Genomic DNA, 16,857 nt, shown 5'->3' with positions numbered 1-16,857 from the left:
CGTTCCCGGCCGGCTTTTTTGACGGCTCCGGTTCCGGCCGGGCTCCTGCTGAGAGGACCGCTGCACCGATGACCGCACCCGTGTTCGTCGTCGACGACCTGACCGGGACCGCCCCCGGCGCCACCGTCCGCCTCGACGGCCCCGAAGGCCGGCACGCCGTCGCCGTCAAGCGCCTGGAGCCCGGCGAGGCGCTCACCCTCGCCGACGGCCGCGGCCGCGGCGCGGACGGCACCGTCGCCGCGCTGCACGGCAAGGACGCCCTCGACGTGCTGGTCACCGCCGTCCGCGAGGAACCCGCCCCCGCGCCCCGGATCACCGTCGTCCAGGCCCTGCCCAAGGGCGACCGCGGCGAACTCGCCGTCGAGACCATGACCGAAGCCGGCATCGACGCGATCGTGCCCTGGGCCGCCGCCCGCTGCATCACCCAGTGGAAGGGCGAACGCGGCGCCAAGGCGCTCGCCAAGTGGCGGGCCACCGCGCGCGAGGCCGGCAAGCAGTCGCGGCGACTGCGCTTCCCGGAGGTCCGGGACGCGGTGACCACCCGGCAGCTGCTGCCGCTGCTCGCGGCCGCGAGCTTCGCGGCCGTCCTGCACGAGGAGGGCTCGCTGCCGCTCGCCGCCGCCGCGCTTCCGGCCGACGGCGAGATCGTCCTGGTGGTCGGACCCGAGGGGGGCGTCTCCCCGGACGAGATCGCCGCCTTCGCGGAGGCCGGCGCCGCGCCGTACCGGCTCGGCCCGTCCGTCCTGCGCACCTCCACGGCGGGCGTCGCGGCCGGCGCGCTGCTGCTGGGCCGCACGGGGCGCTGGGGGTAGCGGGGCGGGACCGCTGCGCGGGCGGGATGGTGCGAAGCCGGGGGCGCGGGGAGACCTGCTGCGCGGGCTGGGGTTGCACAACCAGGGGCGCGGGGAACTGCGCGCAGCGGGAGTCGCACGTCGGTGCGGTCGCGGGATAGTGCAACACACTGTCCTGCGAGGCGATCTGGCTGCGGGTGCTCGGTTGGCCGCGCAGTTCCCCGCGCCCCTGCTTGTGCAGGGCCTGGCGCGGCAGTTCTTCCCGCGCCCCTGGTTTCGCGTCTGCTTCGGCAAGGGCCGACGCAGCAGTTCTCTGACGTTCCGTGAGGTTCGCCGCCTAGGGTGGCAGGATGACGGAATCGACGCGCGGGTATTTGCGCCACCCCCACTTGCACGGTGACGCCGTGGCTTTCGTGGCTGAGGACGACGTCTGGCTGGCGCCCGTGGACGGCGGGCGGGCCTGGCGGGTGACGGCGGATCAGGCGCCTTCGGGGGCGGTGCGGTTCTCGCCGGACGGGGGGTCGCTGGCTTGGACGTCGGCCCGGGACGGGGCGCCGGAGGTGCACGTCGGGCCGGTGGAGGGCGGTCCGGCCAGGCGGTTGACGTACTGGGGGAATCCGTTCACCGCGCTGGTGGGGTGGACCGCGGACGGGCGGCCGATCGCCATCACCGCCGCGGGGCAGGAGACCATCCGGCGGACCTGGGCGTTCGCGTTGCCGCTGGACGGCGGGGAGCCGGAGCGGCTGCCGTACGGGCCGATCGGAGCGCTGGCGTTCGAGCCGGTGCCGGCGGGGGCCGGCGGGGGGCGGGTGCTGCTCGGGACGCACAACCGGGAGGCCGCGCACTGGAAGCGCTACCGGGGCGGCCGGGCCGGGAAGCTGTGGATCGGCGGCGGCGGGTTCGAGCGCCTGCACGCCGACCTGGACGGGCAGTTGGAGTGCCCGATGTGGGTCGGTGACCGGGTCGCGTTCCTGTCCGACCACGAGGGCGTCGGGCGGCTGTACTCCAGCCTCCCGGACGGTTCCGACCTGCGCGCGCACGGCCCGGCCGGGCACGGCTTCTACGCCCGGCAGGCGTCCACCGACGGCGCCCGGGTGATCTGGCAGAGCGCCGGCGAGCTGTGGCTGCTGGACGACCTGGACGGTGCCGAGGCACGCCGCCTGGACGTCCGTCCGGCCGGGCCGCGCACCCGGCGGCAGCCGCACCCGACGCCCGCCGCCGGGCAGGTGGAGACCGCCGCCCCGGACCGCACCGGCCGGGCCGCGGCCGTGGTGGTGCGCGGCACCGTGCACTGGGTCACCCACCGGGAGGGCCCGGCCCGGGTGCTGGACGAGACGCCCGGGGTGCGGGGCAGGCTGGCCCGGGTCGTCCCGGGCGAGGACGGTGCGCAGGGCGCGGTGTGGGTCACCGACGCGGAGGGCGACGACGCGCTGGAGTACGCCCCGGCGGTGCTGGGCGCGGAGCGGCGGCGGCTGGCGGCCGGGCGGCTCGGCCGGGTGCGCGGCCTGGCGGTCTCGCCGGACGGCAAGCAGCTCGCGGTGGCCTCGCACGACGGCCGGGTGCTGCTGGTGGCGCTCAGCGACGGCGCGGTCAACGAGCTGGCGCGCAGCGGCGACGGCGAGGTCGCCGGGCTGGTGTTCAGCCCGGACTCGGCGTGGCTGGCCTGGTCGCAGCCGGTGCTGGGCCCGTGGTCGCTGCGCCAGATCATGCTCGCCGACCTGACCTCGCGCACCGTCAGCGAGGCGACCCCGCAGCGCTTCCACGACTACTCGCCGGCCTTCACCGCGGACGGCAGGCACCTGGCGTTCCTGTCGGTGCGCACCTTCGACCCGGTGTACGACCAGCACGCGTTCGACCTGTCCTTCCCCGGCGGCACCCGCCCGTACCTGCTGACGCTGGCCGCCGACACCCCGTCGCCGTTCGGCCCGCAGCGCGGCGGGCGGCCGGTGGGCGGCGAGGAGGAGGAGGCCAAGGAGGGCGAGAAGGACGCGGTGCCCGGCACCCGGGTCGACCTGGAGGGCCTGGCCGACCGGATCGTGCCGTTCCCGGTGGAGGCCGGCCGGTTCGGTGTGCTGCGGGCGGCGAAGGACGGGGTGCTGTGGACCAGGTACCCGTTCAGCGGCGAACTCGGCGACAGCGCCGCCTCGTTGGACGAGGAGCCGGCCCGCACCGCGCTGGAGCGGTTCGACCTGAAGAAGCGCCGGGCGGAGGAACTGCTCAGCGGCGTCGACGCGTTCGCGGTCAGCGGCGACGGCGCCCGGCTGGCCGTGCTGGACGGCGGCACGCTGCGGATCGTGCCCGCCGACCAGAAGGCCGGCGAGGACGAGGAGGTGGACGTCGACCTCGACCGGGTCCGGGTCACCGTCGACCCGGCCGCCGAGTGGCGGCAGATGTTCGACGAGAACGGCCGCCTGATGCGCGACAACTTCTGGCGCGCCGACCTGAACGGCGTCGACTGGACGGGCGTGCTGGCGCGGTACCGGCCGCTGGTCGAGCGGATCGGCAGCCACGCCGACCTGGTCGACCTGCTCTGGGAGACGGTCGGCGAGCTCGGCACCTCGCACGCCTACGTGCTGCCGCCCGGCCGCGGCACCGAGGCGGCCCGGCTGCAGGGCCTGCTCGGCGCGGACCTGGTGCGCGACGGCGAGGTGTGGCGGGTCGCCCGGGTGCTGCCCGGCGAGTCCTCCGACCCGCGGGCCCGCTCCCCGCTGGCCGCGCCCGGCGCGGCGATCCGCCCCGGCGACGCGGTGCTGGCCGTCAACGGCCGCCCGGTCGACCCGGTGACCGGCCCGGCCCCGCTGCTGGCCGGCACCGCCGACCAGCCGGTCGAACTCACCGTCAGCGGCCCGGACGGCGAGCGGCACCCCGTGGTGGTGCCGACCGACGACGAGGAGGCGCTGCGCTACCACGACTGGGTGGCCGGCCGGCGGGCCGCCGTCCGCGAACTGTCCGGCGGTCGGCTCGGCTACCTGCACGTCCCCGACATGCAGAGCGCCGGCTGGGCGCAGCTCCACCGCGACCTGCGGTTCGAGATGTCGCTGGACGGCCTGGTGCTGGACCTGCGGGAGAACCGCGGCGGCCACACCTCCCAGCTGATCGTGGAGAAGCTGGCCCGCCGGATCGTCGGCTGGAACCACGGCCGCGACCTGGCCCGCCCCGACCCGTACCCCGGCGACGCCCCGCGCGGCCCGGTGGTGGCGCTGGCCAACGAGTTCTCCGGCTCGGACGGCGACATCGTCAACGCGGCGATCCAGGCGCTCGGCATCGGCCCGGTGGTCGGCACCCGCACCTGGGGCGGCGTGATCGGCATCGACAGCCGGTACGCGCTGGTCGACGGGACGCTGGTCACCCAGCCCAAGTACGCGTTCTGGATGGAGGGCTACGGCTGGCAGCTGGAGAACCGCGGCGTCACCCCCGACGTCGAGGTGCCGATCGCCCCGCACGACTGGGCGGTCGGCCGCGACCCCCAGCTGGAGACCGCCGTCCGGCTCGCCCTGGAAGCGCTGGACCGCACCCCCGCCCGGACCTCGCCCGGCCTGGACTGACCATTCGTCTGTGAGCGAACGACCGGCCGCCCGGCGGGCGGCCGGTTCCCGACGCGTCCTTCCGGCGCCGCCCTGTTATCGCTAGGGTGCACGCAGTGACGGCCGAGGGGGAGCGTTGGGGACACCGGATTTCAGCGTGGACCACGAGGCGCTGGGCGAGTGCGGCCGGAAGCTGGACCGGGCGGGCGACGACCTGGAGGCGGCCGGCGGCCGGTTCCGCGGCCCGCCGGACTTCGACCGGGACCACTTCGGCGACTACGGCGTCCCCGAGGCGGCCGGCAACTTCTTCACCTCCTGGCAGGACGAGTGGCGGCTGGACGTCCGGGCGCTGCGCGAACTCGCCGAGAAGGTGCGGCAGAGCGCGGAGAACTACCGCAGCACCGACGCCGAGGTGGCCGGGGCGGCCGGCCGGCCGCACGGCTGAGGGGCACGGGGAGCGCGGGGGAAGGGGACGGACCGTCCGGCACGGCCGAAGGGGAGCCAGCACGGGATGCCGACGCAACGCGAGCAGATCCAGGAGCTCAGCCGCACCATCGGGAGCGCCCACGGGATGTGGGGCGCCGGGGACCTCCGGGACGCCGTCCACGACGCCGTCCGGCTGCCGGGGCCCGCGGGCGTGCCCGGGGCGATCGACCGGCTCGGCCGGGACTTCGCCGCGATGTCCGGGCAGGTCGACAGCGTCCGGGCCGAGGTCGCCGACGTCGCCCGGAGCAGGCTCCCGGACGTCTGGACCGGGCAGGTCGGCGAGAAGGCCGCCGAGGCCGTCACCGCCGCCGCCCAGGACCTGGACCGGATGACCGAGGACTTCACCCGGGCCGGCCGGGTCCTGGTCGAACTCTGCGACGCCCTGGCGCAGGCCCAGGCCACCCATGCCCGGTCGGCCGGCTCGCTGGCCCGGGCCACCGTCCTGCTGGCCGACATCACCACCGTGGGCGGCCTGCCCGACCCGGTGCACTGGGACGACGACAAGATGCACGAGGCCAAGGCGGAGGCCGGCTACGCGATCGGCCTGATGCTGGACGCCGCCGTGCGCGCCGAGGAGGCCGGCCACCGCGCCGCGGCCGAGCTCAACCGGCTCGCCGCGCAGACCGGGGCGGCCCGGCTGACGGGCGGCGGGCTGAGCGCCACCGACCGCCTGGTGCTGGCCGGCGCCGGGGGCTTCGCCGACCTGAACCGCATCCTCAGCGCCACCGACGCCACCCGGGCCGGACAGTTCCTGGACCGGCTCGCCCCCGCGGACCGGCAGCGGCTGAACGCCCTGCTGGCCGGCGCCAAGTCCGCCGAGGAGCGCGCCTACCTGCTGAAGGCGCTCGCCGCCGGCCACAGCGTGGACGAGGTCGCCGCGTTCGACGCGCAGATCCACGAGCACGGCGGCAACCGGGCCTGGCTGGACGCCCGGCTCAGCCCGACCCGGCACGACCCGCAGCCCCGCACCGGCATCGACCACCTGGAGGTGCCGGGCTTCCTGGGCGCCGCCTGGGTGCAGGACGGCAGCACCTGCGTGGCCGCGTCCACCGTGACGGCGCGGGCCGTGGTCGACCCGGTGTACGCGTTCCAGCTCACCACCGGCGGCCGCCCCGGCGACCCGGGGTCCGAGAGCGCGGCGGCCTTCACCGCGCGGCTGCGGGCCGAGCAGCACCGGGTCTACGACGGCAGCCGGGAGTGGTACCAGGACCTGCCGCTGATCGGGCAGGAGGGGCTGAGCGACGACCAGTCCCGGGACGTGGCGAACCGGGAGCTCGGCACCCGCACCGGCACCGACTACCGCAACGTCCCGCTCGACGGCCCGGACGGGCGGCGGGACGTGCTGGTCGACGTGGAGAAGGCCGTGGACGAGGGCAAGCCCGTCCCGGTGAGCATCCGCGGCGGCGACCAGGGCCACCAGCTGATGATCATCGGGCACGACGGCGACAAGCTCCAGGTCTACAACCCGTGGGGCTACACCACCTGGATCACGGAGGACGACTTCGTCAACAACCACATGGACCACGCGCTCGACCAGCCGCCCCGGATGGACACCGCGACCAGCGTCCGCCTCCCGAAGTGACCCCCGAAGTGAACGTCCCGTAGTGAACCTCCCGACGTTGAACCCCCCGAAGTGAACGTCCCGTAGTGAACAGAGAGCACCCATGACCAGCCCCCCGCCCGGCCGGACCGACGCCGAGCTCGCCGCCCTGGACGTGCCCGCGCTGCTGCGCTTCGGCCTGGCCCAGGACGGCCCGCACCGGCGGGCGCTGTTCGCCGACGGCGCGGTGGCCGCCGCGCTCGCCGCCGAGCGGTGCGAGGTGCCCCCGCACGCCGTCGCCTACCTGGCCGAGCTGGTCCGGGCCGCCGGGCTCCGGGCCGCCGCCGAACTGCCGGAGCCGCTGGTCGGCCCCGGCGCGGCCGACCTCGCCGACGACTGGCTGCACGCGGCCGGCACGGTGCTGGACCCGGACGGCGTGGCCGCCGGGGCGCTGGTGGCCGACTGGCTCGCCGCGGTCGCCGCGCTGCTCGAACTGCGCCGCGTGAGCCGCCGCGCGTGAGGACGTGGAGGGTGACGGGGGCCCGGGCCGTCCGGGCGTCGGTGCTGGTGGTGCTGGTGCTGCCGGTCTGGGGGCCGCGGTGGCAGGTCAACCACGGGGAGGTGTTCGCCTCGGACGCCCGGGAGGTCGCGGTCCGGCGCGGCCAGGTGTTCTCGCTGCACTGGGAACTGGCCGTGGACCCGGGGCGGTACCACCGGCCGGTGGCCCCCCGGCCCGACCCGGGGGTCGCCGTCCTCACCGGGGTCGACGAGGTCCCCGGCGACCCCGACCGGCTGGGCGACGGCGGGGAGCTGTACCTGGTGTTCCGGGCGGAGGGCCGCGGCACCACCGAGCTGACGGTCGACAACTGCCGGGAGCCCTGCGGCGGATCCGCCGACGGCTTCCGCGAACGCCGGACCTACCGGATCGTGGTGCGCTGACGGCGGTAAGGTCGTGGCACCAGTGACGGAAACCCAGGAAGGGACGCGGGAGATGGCCGGCGAGCCGCAGGCGGACTGTCTGTTCTGCAAGATCGTGTCGGGGGACATCCCGGCGACCGTGGTGCGCAAGACCGAGCGGACGCTGACGTTCCGTGACATCAACCCGCAGGCGCCCACCCACCTGCTGGTGATCCCGCGGGTGCACTACCCCAACGCGGCCGAACTGGCCGCCGCCGAGCCGCAGATCGCGGCCGAACTGCTCACCGAGGCGGGCGGGGCCGCGGCGGGCGAGGGCCTGGAGTCCTACCGGCTGATCTTCAACACCGGTGCGGGGGCCGGACAGACGGTCTTCCACGCGCACGTGCACGTGCTGGGCGGCAAGCCGCTCACCGAGGGACTGGTCTGACCGTTGTCGCAGCGTGAACTCGTCGTCCTGGGCACCGCCAGCCAGGTGCCGACCCGGCACCGCAACCACAACGGGTACCTGCTGCGCTGGGACGGCGAGGGGCTGCTGTTCGACCCCGGGGAGGGCACCCAGCGGCAGATGCTGTTCGCCGGGGTGAGCGCCACCGGGATCACCCGGATCGCGGTCTCGCACTTCCACGGCGACCACTGCCTCGGGCTGCCCGGCGTGGTGCAGCGGATCAACCTGGACAAGGTCCCGCACCCGGTGGACGCCTACTACCCGGCGTCCGGGCAGGTGTTCTTCGAACGGCTGCGGCACGCCAGCGCCTACCACCCGACGGCCGAGATCCGCGAGCACCCCGTCGAGGCCACCGGCCCGCTCCCGGCCCCCGGCGCGCCGTTCGCGCTGGAGGCGGTGCGGCTCTCGCACCCGGTGGAGTCGTTCGGCTACCGGCTGACCGAGCCCGACGGCTTCCGGCTGCGGCCCGAGAAGCTGCGCGAACTCGGCCTGCGGGGCCCCGCGGTGGGCGTGCTGCAGCGCGAGGGCCGGGTCGAGGTGGACGGGCGGACGGTGACCGCCGAACAGGTCGGGGAGGTCCGGCCCGGGCAGCGGTTCGCCTTCGTGATGGACACCCGGCTCTGCGACGGCGTCGGCGAACTCGCCGAGGGCGCCGACCTGTTGGTGATCGAATCGACCTTCCTCGACCAGGACGCCGCGCTCGCCGAGGAGCACGGGCACCTGACCGCCGCCCAGGCCGCCCGGGTGGCCGCGGCGGCCGGGGTGCGGCGCCTGGTGCTGACCCACTTCTCGCAGCGCTACCCGGACCTCTCCGGCCACCTCGCGGAGGCCGCACGGCACTTCGACGGCGAGATCGTGGTCGCCGAGGACCTGGCGCGGATCCCCGTCCCGCCGCGCCGTTGACCGCCGCCGGACCGCGACCGGCCGCCGCCCGGCCCCGACGTGCGGGAAAACCGCTCGCGCATCGGGCCGCCAGCCCCCACCATCGAAGCCGCCGCGCCGCTCCGGCGAACACCTGCGCGGCGTACCCTGGTGACCCGGAGAGCCCGAGCCACACGACACGACGGATTGGGATGAGGCAGGCCGCAGCGCCGACCCATGACTGACACACCGCAGACCCGAACCGACGGACAGGCACGCCCCGACGGGGCGTCCACCAGCACCCGGATCGTCATTCCGGAGAAGCACCCGATGGTCACCCTGCTGGGTGCGGCCGACTCGCTCCTGCGAGTGATCGAGGACGGCTTCCCGGGCGCCGACATCCACGTCCGCGGAAACGAGGTGACGGCCACCGGCTCGCCCGCCGAGGTCGCGCTCGTCAAGCAGCTCTTCACCGAGATGATGCTGGTGCTGCGCACCGGCCAACCCCTGACGGAGGACGCCGTGGAGCGCTCCATCAGCATGCTCAGGAGCGCCGCCGAGGACCCGGCCCACCCGGCCCCGTCCGAGGTGTTCACGGCGAACATCCTGTCCAACCGGGGCCGCACCATCCGCCCCAAGACGCTCAACCAGCAGCGCTACGTCGAGGCGATCGACAAGCACACCATCGTCTTCGGCCTCGGCCCGGCCGGCACCGGCAAGACCTACCTGGCGATGGCCAAGGCCGTGCAGGCCCTGCAGGCCAAGGAGGTCAACCGGATCATCCTGACCCGGCCGGCCGTCGAGGCGGGGGAGCGGCTGGGCTTCCTGCCCGGCACCCTCTACGAGAAGATCGACCCGTACCTGCGCCCGCTCTACGACGCGCTGCACGACATGATGGACCCCGACTCGATCCCCCGGCTGATGGCGGCCGGGACGATCGAGGTGGCCCCGCTCGCGTACATGCGCGGCCGCACCCTGAACGACGCCTTCATCATCCTCGACGAGGCGCAGAACACCTCGCCCGAGCAGATGAAGATGTTCCTGACCCGCCTGGGCTTCAACTCCCGGGTGGTCGTGACCGGCGACACCAGCCAGATCGACCTGCCGGGCGGCACCCGCTCCGGCCTCAAGGTGGTCCAGGAGATCCTCGCCGACGTGCCCGACATCCACTTCTCGGTGCTGACCAGCACCGACGTGGTGCGGCACAAGCTGGTCGGCCGCATCGTGGATGCGTACGAACGCTGGGACGCCCGGCAGGAGGCCGAGGAGTCCGGCGACCGCAAACCCGTCCAACGGCGGGGCGCCCGGGCGCCCCGGCAGTCCCATCGCACCGAAAGCTGAGTACTGAGCCCTCCATGTCGATCGACATCGCCAACGAGTCCGGGTGGGACGTCGACGAGGAGTCCATCCTCGACGTCGCCCGCTACGCCCTCGACAAGATGCGGATCCATCCGCAGTCCGAGCTCTCCGTGATCCTCTACGACAGCGAGTCGATGGCGGAGCTGCACGTCCAGTGGATGGACCTGCCCGGTCCGACCGACGTGATGTCCTTCCCGATGGACGAGCTGCGTCCGGGCAAGGAGGGCGAGGACCTGCCCGAGGGCCTGCTCGGCGACATCGTGCTCTGCCCCGAGGTGGCGAAGGAGCAGGGCCTCGCCGCCCCCACCAAGCACTCGATGGACGAGGAGCTGCAGCTGCTCACCGTCCACGGGGTGCTGCACGTGCTCGGCTACGACCACGAGGAACCCGACGAGGAGCGCGAGATGTTCGCGCTGCAGAAGCGGATCCTGGACGACTGGCGGGCGGGCCGCGGCCTGTCCGGCCTGTCGCCCGCGCCGACCGTCCACTGAGGGCCGGCCTCCTGTGAGTGGTGAGAGTACGAGCTTCCTGATCGGGGCCCTGCTGCTGGTGGTGCTCGGCTGGCTGGCCGCGTGCGCCGAGGCGGGGATCTCCCGGATCTCCCGGTTCCGCGCCGAGGAGGCGGTCCGCTCCGGGCGGCGCGGCTCCGACCGGCTGCTGACCCTGGCCTCGGACAGCATCCGGTACCTGAACCTGGCGACGCTGATCCGGGTCGCCTGCGAGATGGCCGCCGCGGTGCTGGTCACCGTGGTGTGCGTGCGCGGCTTCCAGCAGACCTGGCAGGCCGTGCTGGTGGCGTTCGGCGTGATGGTGCTGGTGTCCTTCGTGGCGGTCGGGGTCTCCCCGCGCACGATCGGCCGCCAGCACCCGCTGAGCACCGTCACCGCGGCGTCCTGGGTGCTGCTGCCGCTGGCCCGGATCCTCGGACCGATCCCGCGGCTGCTGATCCTGCTGGGCAACGCGCTGACGCCCGGCAAGGGCTATCGGGAGGGCCCGTTCGCCTCCGAGGCCGAACTGCGGGCCCTGGTCGACCTCGCCGAGAAGGACGACCTGATCGAGGACGAGGAGCGCCGGATGGTGCACTCGGTCTTCGAGCTCGGCGACACCATCGTGCGCGAGGTGATGGTGCCGCGCACCGACCTGGTGATGATCGAGCGGCACAAGACCGTCCGGCAGGCGCTGACCCTGGCGCTGCGCTCCGGCTTCTCGCGGATCCCGGTGGTCGGCGACAACGAGGACGACGTGGTCGGCATCGTCTACCTCAAGGACCTGGTGCGCCGCACCCACATCAACCGGGACGCCGAGTCCGAGCAGGTCGACTCGGTGATGCGCCCCGCGGTGTTCGTCCCCGACTCCAAGCCCGCCGCCGACCTGCTGCGCGAGATGCAGCAGATGCGCTCGCACGTCGCCATCGTGATCGACGAGTACGGCGGCACCGCCGGACTGGTCACCATCGAGGACATCCTGGAGGAGATCGTCGGCGAGATCACCGACGAGTACGACCGGGAGATCGCCCCGGTCGAGGACCTCGGCGACGGCTCCTACCGGATCACCGCCCGGCTCACCGTGGAGGACCTCGGCGAGCTGTTCGGGATCGAACTGGACGACGAGGACGTGGAGACCGTCGGCGGGCTGCTGGCCAAGTGCCTGGGCCGGGTGCCGATCCCGGGCTCCTCGTGCGAGGTGCCGGTGCCGGAGGGCAACGGGCTGGCCGCGATCGGCCTGACCGCCGAGAGCTCGGCGGGCCGGCGCAACCGGATCGGCACCGTGGTGGCCACCCCGGTGCGGATCGCCGCCGAGGCGGACGAGGAGCAGGCCGAGCAGGCGGCCTCCTAGCCCCTCCGCTTTTGTGCAGCGCCCTGCGGCGCTTCCACGGGCCCTTGGACGGGCCGTCCCCATACGGGCCCTTGGACGGGCCGTCCTGATCGGCGGTGCCGGTTGGGACGGTGCGTCCCGGGGCCCGTTTGCCTTGCCGCCCGGGGCGTGCGCACCGTGGAAGACATGGCACATCTACTGCGCGCGGAGTACGGCCCGAGCGGGCCGGCCGGCGGGGTGGCCAGGTGGCACGTGGTCCGTGACACCGACCCTTCGCACGGCATGTGCGGCGCCGAGCTCGCCTCGGACGCCGAGAGCAGGCCGGAGGAGGCCTGGGGCACCGGGCTGCACTGCTGCCAGCAGTGCGGGTCGCTGTACCTCCACGAGGTGCCGTTCCTCCGGTCCGACCACGCGGGGAGGACCTGATGAGACTGCACGACGAACTCCCGGTCGACCACCGGCTCGGCACCGTCTACCGCTACGGCGCGGGCCTCGGCGGCCTGTTCCTGGTGGTGTTCGGCATCCTCGGGCTGACCGGCGCCAGCCCGGGCTTCCTGGACACCTCGGGCAAGGAGGTGATCGGCCTGTCCAGCAACGGGGCGCTGAGCGTGCTGTCGCTGGTGGCCGGCGGGATCCTGATCCTGGGCGCGGTGATCGGCGGCAACACCGCCTCCAACATCAACATGGTGATGGGCGTGCTGTTCGTGCTGGCCGGCTTCGTCGGCCTGATGGTGCTGGACTCCAGCGCCAACCGGCTCGCCTTCCACATCTCCAACGTCATCTTCAGCTTCGTGTTCGGCTTCGTGATCCTGACCTTCGGCATGTACGGCCGGGTCAGCGGACACCTGCCGCAGGACAACCCCTACTGGAAGCGGCGCCACCCCGGCGACACCGCCCGACCGGACGGCCCGCCCGCCCTGGTGAAGGTGCTCCGCCCCGGCCCGCCCAACCCGACCGGACACTGAGCGGGGAGTACTGACCCGAAAGGCGCTGACTCGGAAGGCACTGATCGCTTCGCCGTAGAGTGGGACCACCAGGCCCGACGGATCATCAGATCCGTTGGGCCGCAGTCCGCTTGGAGGGGGAACGACGATGACGGAGCGCACGCTCGGAGCGCTGGCCAGCTCGCCGATCGGGTTCGGGGCGATGGTGCTCTCGCCCGGCATGTACGGCGAGATCGACGAACGGCGCGGACAGGACGCGCTGCGGGCCGCGATCGACGCCGGGGCCCGGCTGATCGACACCGCCGACGGCTACGGCGCGGACGGGCACAACGAACAGTTGGTCGGCCGGGCCGTCGCGGGGCGCCGGGACGAGGTGGTGCTCGCCACCAAGTTTGGTTTCCGGGTGCCGGACGGCGCCGAGGCGCACCGTTTCCCGGTGAACTTCGCGTTCGGCGAGCTCGCGGTCAACTGCGAGCCGAAGCACGTGCGGGGCTACGCGGAGCAGTCGCTGCGCAACCTCGGCACCGACGTGATCGACCTGTACTACCCGCACTTCCCGGACCCGCAGGTGCCGTTCGAGGACACCGTCGGCGCGGTCGCCGAACTGGTCGCCGACGGGCTGGTGCGGCACCTGGGCGTCTCCAACGTGACGGCCGCGCAGCTGCGCGCCGCGCACGCGGTGCACCCGGTGGCGGCGGTGCAGACCCAGTGGTCGATGTGGCAGCCGATCGACCCGGAACTGCTGGCCGCCGCCCGCGAACTGGGCGTCGGCGTGGTGGCCTGGAGCCCGCTCGGCGGCGGCTTCCTGACCGGCACCGTGCAGCAGGTCGCCGAGGGCGACTTCCGGCAGCACCAGGCCAGGTTCTCGGCCGAGAACCTGGCCGCCAACAACGACCGGTACGCCCCGCTGCGGGAGATCGCCGCGGAACTCGGCGTCACCCCCGGCCAACTGGCGCTGGCCTGGCTGCTGCACCGGGACGAGCACGTGGTGCCGATCCCCGGCAGCCGGACCCCGGCGCACATCGCGGAGAACCAGGCCGCCGCGGAACTGGCGCTGGACGCGGCGGTGCTGGGCCGGATCGACGCGGCGCTCGCCGCGTTCGCGCCGGCGGGCGAGGGGGCGCTGCTCAAGGGCTGAGTCCGAGGGCAGGGCTCAGGGGTCCGGCCCAAGGGCTGAGTTCAGGGGTCCGGCCCAAGGACTGAGCGGCTCCGGTCGGCGGATCCGGTACGGCCTATGCTCAGGCCCATGACCGAGATTTCCGAGCTGGACCCCGAGGACAAGAAGATCATCACGCTGGCCCGCTCGGCCCGCGCCCGCAACGGCGTGGCCGAGGGGGCGGCGGTCCGGGACGAGACCGGGCGGACGTACGTGGCCGGGACGGTGGCGCTGCCGTCGCTGGAGCTGAGCGCGCTGCGGACCGCGGTGGCGATGGCGGTGGCCAGCGGGGCGAAGGGCCTGGAGGCGGCCGCGGTGGTGTCCGGGGCGGACGCGCCGGCGGCGGCCGACCTGGCCGCGGTGCGGGACCTGGGCGGGGCGGCACGCCGGTGCTGCTGGCCGGCCCGGACGGGGTGCTGAAGGTGGCCGCGGCGGCGGAGTGAGCCCGGCGGCGGGGAGGGGGCCGGAGCGGGGCGGGAGCGGGCCGGAGCGGGGCGAGAGCGAGCCCCGGCCGGCCTTGTGGCGGACCCTGCGGGTGGGATAATCGCACCGGCGAGGGTCCGGTCCCGGTGGGGGAGCGGGGAAGCCCGGGAGCCCGGGGAGGGGACATGGGCGTCGCGGCGTTCTTCTGCGGACTGCTGCTCTGCGTCATGGGCTTCGGACGCTGGCACGAGACCGGCTCCCCGTGGTGGCTGGCCGGAACCCTGACCCTGCTGGCGCTCGTCCTGGTCGGCGCGATCACCGGGGGCGGGAAGAAGACCGGCTGACGCCGTCCCGCGCCCGTTGACCGGGACGCCCCCGGGGATCGGGGACAATGGGTGCCATGAATGCCCCTTCCTCCCCGTACCGCTCCGGATTCGCGTGCTTCGTCGGCCGCCCCAACGCGGGCAAGTCGACCCTGACCAACGCCCTGGTCGGGACGAAGGTTGCGATCACCTCCGACCGCCCGCAGACCACCCGGCACACCGTGCGCGGCATCGTGCACCGGCCCGACTCGCAGCTCGTGCTGGTGGACACCCCCGGGCTGCACAAGCCCCGCACCCTGCTCGGTGAGCGGCTCAACGACCTGGTCCGCACCACCTGGGCGGAGGTCGACGTGATCGGTTTCTGCGTGCCCGCCGACCAGAAGCTCGGCCCCGGCGACAAGTTCATCGCCAAGGAGCTCGCCGAGATCCGCAAGACGCCCAAGGTGGCGATCGTCACCAAGACCGACCTGGTCGACTCCAAGCGGCTCGCCGAGCAGCTGATCGCCGTCCACCAGCTGGGCGCCGAGCTCGGCATCGAGTGGGCCGAGATCATCCCGGTCTCCGCCGTCGGCGACCAGCAGGTCGAGCTGGTGGGCGAGCTGCTGGCCAAGCTGATGCCCGAGGGCGTGCCGCTGTACCCGGACGGCGACCTCACCGACGAGCCCGAGCAGACCATGGTCGCCGAGCTGATCCGGGAGGCGGCGCTGGAGGGCGTGCGCGACGAACTGCCGCACTCGCTGGCCGTGGTGGTCGAGGAGATGATCCCGCGCGAGGGCCGCCCCGCCGACCGCCCGCTGCTGGACATCCACGCCAACGTGTACATCGAGCGGCAGAGCCAGAAGGCCATCGTGATCGGCGCCAAGGGCTCCCGGCTGAAGCACGTCGGCACCACCGCCCGCAAGCAGATCGAGGCGCTCCTGGGCACCCCGGTCTACCTGGACCTGCACGTCAAGGTGGCCAAGGACTGGCAGCGCGACCCCAAGCAGCTGCGTAAGCTCGGCTTCTGACGGGGCGTCGAGCGGGGAGGGGCCGGCCGGGATGGAACTGCACACCCACGAGTGGGGCGGGGGAGAGCGCACCGCCCTGCTGGTCCACGGCATCCAGGCCGACCACCGGACCTGGCGGCTGATCGGCCCCGCACTCGCCGCCCGCGGCTACCGGGTGATCGCCGTCGACCTGCGCGGCCACGGCGCCTCCCCGCGCGGCACCGGCGCGACGCCCCGCGAACGGTACGGGCCCGAGCAGTTCGCCGAGGACCTGGTCGACACCCTGCCCGCCGGGGCCGACCTGGCGATCGGCCACTCGATGGGCGCGCCGGCGCTCTGGAGGGCCGTCGAGCAGCTGAAGCCCGCCCGGGTGGTCTACAGCGACCCCGCCTTCGTGTACGACCGCCCCGGGCTCGGGCCGGAGCCGTTCATCGGCTTCAAGCGCTTCGGGACCAGGCAGTTCATCACCAGCATGCACCCGAACTGGCCGGCCGAGGACGTCGACGCCGAACTCGCCGCGCTCGCGCTCTGGGACACCGACACCGCGCTCGGCCTGTGGGCGCACCCCGAGCTGTCCGTCCTGCCGGGCGTCCCGGTCGTCCCCTCGCTGGTCCAACTCGCCGACCCCAGCGGCCTGGTGCCGGACGGGGACGCCGCCGAGCTGCGCCGCCGCGGCTTCGAGGTGCGCACCGTGCCGGGCGCCGGGCACAGCATCCACCGCGACGACCCGGTGGGCTTCCTGGCCTCGCTGGACGGGTGGATCTGAGCGACCCCCACGCGCGGGGGTCAGGCTCCTTCGCGCAGGACCAGGCTCACCAGCTCGCGCTGGGAGTCGGTGAGCTTCGGGTCGGCGCAGTGCACGGTGCGGCCGTCGACGGTGATCTCGTAGTGGAAGCCGTCGGGCACGCCGTACGCGGGTGCGCGCAGCCCGCCGGCCACCGCCTCCCGGGCCAGGGCGTGCACGTGCGGGGCGTCCGGCCGCTCCGTGGTGTCCATCTCGGCATACCGGAGCAGGCCGGCGAACCCGCCGGTGCGGGTGACCTGGATACGCATGGTTGTCAGTGTGCTACGCAACGAAGGGGTTTGCCGAGGCTTTTCACCAACTCCTCGCAGCGCTCCCTGGCTTTCGGCGGCTCCGCGGGGCGGGCCCGGGCCGTCTCACTGGGTGGGATCGTGGCCCGGCTCACTGCGCCGGCCCGTCCGGTCTTGTTACAGTGGCGACATCATGCGTATCCGGCTGCTTCTTCTTAGCTGCCGCGGCGAGGGCCTGTAGTCCAGTCAAGGCC

At 74.0% G+C, this 16,857-nt stretch carries 18 protein-coding genes and 1 pseudogene; 18 read left to right on the top strand and 1 reads right to left on the bottom strand.

What is annotated here, in order from left to right; translation table 11 throughout:
- The first annotated feature begins 68 nt into the window (after positions 1-68).
- From OU787_RS09680 to OU787_RS09595, 18 genes and pseudogenes are all read left to right on the top strand, one after another.
- Positions 69-812 (top strand): 16S rRNA (uracil(1498)-N(3))-methyltransferase, encoded by a 744-nt coding sequence (locus OU787_RS09680; protein WP_030458638.1) that lies wholly within the window; start codon positions 69-71, stop codon positions 810-812.
- A 329-nt stretch (positions 813-1,141) separates the two neighbouring features.
- Positions 1,142-4,336 carry a S41 family peptidase gene (locus OU787_RS09675; protein ID WP_268659111.1) on the top strand — a complete coding sequence of 1,065 codons (3,195 nt, stop codon included), beginning with the start codon at positions 1,142-1,144 and terminating at the stop codon, positions 4,334-4,336.
- A 115-nt stretch (positions 4,337-4,451) separates the two neighbouring features.
- The gene (locus OU787_RS09670) at positions 4,452-4,760 is read left to right on the top strand and encodes a WXG100 family type VII secretion target (protein ID WP_107066487.1); all 309 of its coding nucleotides are present in this window, start codon (positions 4,452-4,454) and stop codon (positions 4,758-4,760) included.
- Between the two features lie 66 nt (positions 4,761-4,826).
- Positions 4,827-6,383 carry a peptidoglycan-binding protein gene (locus OU787_RS09665; RefSeq protein ID WP_268659110.1) on the top strand — a complete coding sequence of 519 codons (1,557 nt, stop codon included), beginning with the start codon at positions 4,827-4,829 and terminating at the stop codon, positions 6,381-6,383.
- A gap of 82 nt (positions 6,384-6,465) precedes the next feature.
- Positions 6,466-6,861, top strand: a complete 396-nt coding sequence (locus OU787_RS09660) for a hypothetical protein (RefSeq protein WP_030458634.1) — start codon at positions 6,466-6,468, stop codon at positions 6,859-6,861.
- An 11-nt stretch (positions 6,862-6,872) separates the two neighbouring features.
- Complete coding sequence (locus OU787_RS09655; RefSeq protein WP_030458633.1) at positions 6,873-7,280, top strand: hypothetical protein; 408 nt, start codon at positions 6,873-6,875, stop codon at positions 7,278-7,280.
- 52 nt (positions 7,281-7,332) lie between these two features.
- The gene (locus OU787_RS09650; protein WP_030458632.1) at positions 7,333-7,686 is read left to right on the top strand and encodes an HIT domain-containing protein; all 354 of its coding nucleotides are present in this window, start codon (positions 7,333-7,335) and stop codon (positions 7,684-7,686) included.
- 3 nt (positions 7,687-7,689) lie between these two features.
- Positions 7,690-8,607, top strand: a complete 918-nt coding sequence (locus OU787_RS09645; RefSeq protein ID WP_030906350.1) for a ribonuclease Z — start codon at positions 7,690-7,692, stop codon at positions 8,605-8,607.
- Positions 8,608-8,802: 195 nt separating this feature from the next.
- Positions 8,803-9,906: a PhoH family protein gene (locus OU787_RS09640; RefSeq protein WP_380366605.1), complete on the top strand. Its 1,104-nt coding sequence runs from the start codon at positions 8,803-8,805 to the stop codon at positions 9,904-9,906.
- A gap of 14 nt (positions 9,907-9,920) precedes the next feature.
- Positions 9,921-10,415 carry an rRNA maturation RNase YbeY gene (gene ybeY / locus OU787_RS09635; RefSeq protein ID WP_014135684.1) on the top strand — a complete coding sequence of 165 codons (495 nt, stop codon included), beginning with the start codon at positions 9,921-9,923 and terminating at the stop codon, positions 10,413-10,415.
- A 13-nt stretch (positions 10,416-10,428) separates the two neighbouring features.
- Entirely contained in the window at positions 10,429-11,760 is a 1,332-nt protein-coding gene (locus tag OU787_RS09630; RefSeq protein ID WP_268659109.1) for a hemolysin family protein, read from the top strand.
- Between the two features lie 165 nt (positions 11,761-11,925).
- Positions 11,926-12,165: a hypothetical protein gene (locus OU787_RS09625; protein ID WP_030458628.1), complete on the top strand. Its 240-nt coding sequence runs from the start codon at positions 11,926-11,928 to the stop codon at positions 12,163-12,165.
- On the top strand, positions 12,165-12,704 hold the full coding sequence (locus OU787_RS09620; protein WP_030458627.1) for a DUF4383 domain-containing protein: 540 nt from the start codon (positions 12,165-12,167) through the stop codon (positions 12,702-12,704). The genes OU787_RS09625 and OU787_RS09620 overlap by 1 nt, the downstream gene beginning before the upstream one ends.
- Before the next feature lie 127 nt (positions 12,705-12,831).
- Positions 12,832-13,821: an aldo/keto reductase gene (locus OU787_RS09615; RefSeq protein ID WP_030458626.1), complete on the top strand. Its 990-nt coding sequence runs from the start codon at positions 12,832-12,834 to the stop codon at positions 13,819-13,821.
- A 96-nt stretch (positions 13,822-13,917) separates the two neighbouring features.
- Positions 13,918-14,282: pseudogene (locus OU787_RS09610) on the top strand (cytidine deaminase).
- Positions 14,283-14,447: 165 nt separating this feature from the next.
- A complete protein-coding gene (locus OU787_RS09605; protein WP_157852182.1) occupies positions 14,448-14,606 on the top strand; it encodes a hypothetical protein in 159 nt (52 codons plus the stop codon).
- 56 nt (positions 14,607-14,662) lie between these two features.
- The gene (gene era, locus OU787_RS09600) at positions 14,663-15,592 is read left to right on the top strand and encodes a GTPase Era (RefSeq protein WP_035954266.1); all 930 of its coding nucleotides are present in this window, start codon (positions 14,663-14,665) and stop codon (positions 15,590-15,592) included.
- A 31-nt stretch (positions 15,593-15,623) separates the two neighbouring features.
- Positions 15,624-16,337: an alpha/beta fold hydrolase gene (locus OU787_RS09595; protein WP_268659108.1), complete on the top strand. Its 714-nt coding sequence runs from the start codon at positions 15,624-15,626 to the stop codon at positions 16,335-16,337.
- Between the two features lie 20 nt (positions 16,338-16,357).
- On the opposite strand, the gene OU787_RS09590 is transcribed toward OU787_RS09595, so the two are convergent.
- Positions 16,358-16,624, bottom strand: coding sequence for a protealysin inhibitor emfourin (locus OU787_RS09590; protein ID WP_030458622.1), 267 nt, complete (start codon positions 16,622-16,624; stop codon positions 16,358-16,360).
- Between the last annotated feature and the right edge of the window lie 233 nt (positions 16,625-16,857).

Source organism: Kitasatospora sp. YST-16 (assembly GCF_026802215.1).
GTDB classification, from domain to species: domain Bacteria; phylum Actinomycetota; class Actinomycetes; order Streptomycetales; family Streptomycetaceae; genus Kitasatospora; species Kitasatospora cineracea.
Note: the sequence above shows the minus strand (reverse complement) of the source record. Positions and strands in the feature narration are given on the sequence as shown.

What these genes read in the sequence shown, in the direction of transcription:
- OU787_RS09680 (WP_030458638.1), top strand. Translation starts at nt 69, where the DNA reads ATGACCGCACCCGTGTTCGTCGTCGACGACCTGACCGGGACCGCCCCC.
- OU787_RS09675 (WP_268659111.1), top strand. Translation starts at nt 1,142, where the DNA reads ATGACGGAATCGACGCGCGGGTATTTGCGCCACCCCCACTTGCACGGT.
- OU787_RS09665 (WP_268659110.1), top strand. Translation starts at nt 4,827, where the DNA reads ATGCCGACGCAACGCGAGCAGATCCAGGAGCTCAGCCGCACCATCGGG.
- OU787_RS09660 (WP_030458634.1), top strand. Translation starts at nt 6,466, where the DNA reads ATGACCAGCCCCCCGCCCGGCCGGACCGACGCCGAGCTCGCCGCCCTG.
- OU787_RS09650 (WP_030458632.1), top strand. Translation starts at nt 7,333, where the DNA reads ATGGCCGGCGAGCCGCAGGCGGACTGTCTGTTCTGCAAGATCGTGTCG.
- OU787_RS09640 (WP_380366605.1), top strand. Translation starts at nt 8,803, where the DNA reads ATGACTGACACACCGCAGACCCGAACCGACGGACAGGCACGCCCCGAC.
- ybeY (WP_014135684.1), top strand. Translation starts at nt 9,921, where the DNA reads ATGTCGATCGACATCGCCAACGAGTCCGGGTGGGACGTCGACGAGGAG.
- OU787_RS09625 (WP_030458628.1), top strand. Translation starts at nt 11,926, where the DNA reads ATGGCACATCTACTGCGCGCGGAGTACGGCCCGAGCGGGCCGGCCGGC.
- OU787_RS09620 (WP_030458627.1), top strand. Translation starts at nt 12,165, where the DNA reads ATGAGACTGCACGACGAACTCCCGGTCGACCACCGGCTCGGCACCGTC.
- OU787_RS09615 (WP_030458626.1), top strand. Translation starts at nt 12,832, where the DNA reads ATGACGGAGCGCACGCTCGGAGCGCTGGCCAGCTCGCCGATCGGGTTC.
- OU787_RS09605 (WP_157852182.1), top strand. Translation starts at nt 14,448, where the DNA reads ATGGGCGTCGCGGCGTTCTTCTGCGGACTGCTGCTCTGCGTCATGGGC.
- era (WP_035954266.1), top strand. Translation starts at nt 14,663, where the DNA reads ATGAATGCCCCTTCCTCCCCGTACCGCTCCGGATTCGCGTGCTTCGTC.
- OU787_RS09595 (WP_268659108.1), top strand. Translation starts at nt 15,624, where the DNA reads ATGGAACTGCACACCCACGAGTGGGGCGGGGGAGAGCGCACCGCCCTG.
- OU787_RS09590 (WP_030458622.1), bottom strand. Translation starts at nt 16,624, where the DNA reads ATGCGTATCCAGGTCACCCGCACCGGCGGGTTCGCCGGCCTGCTCCGG.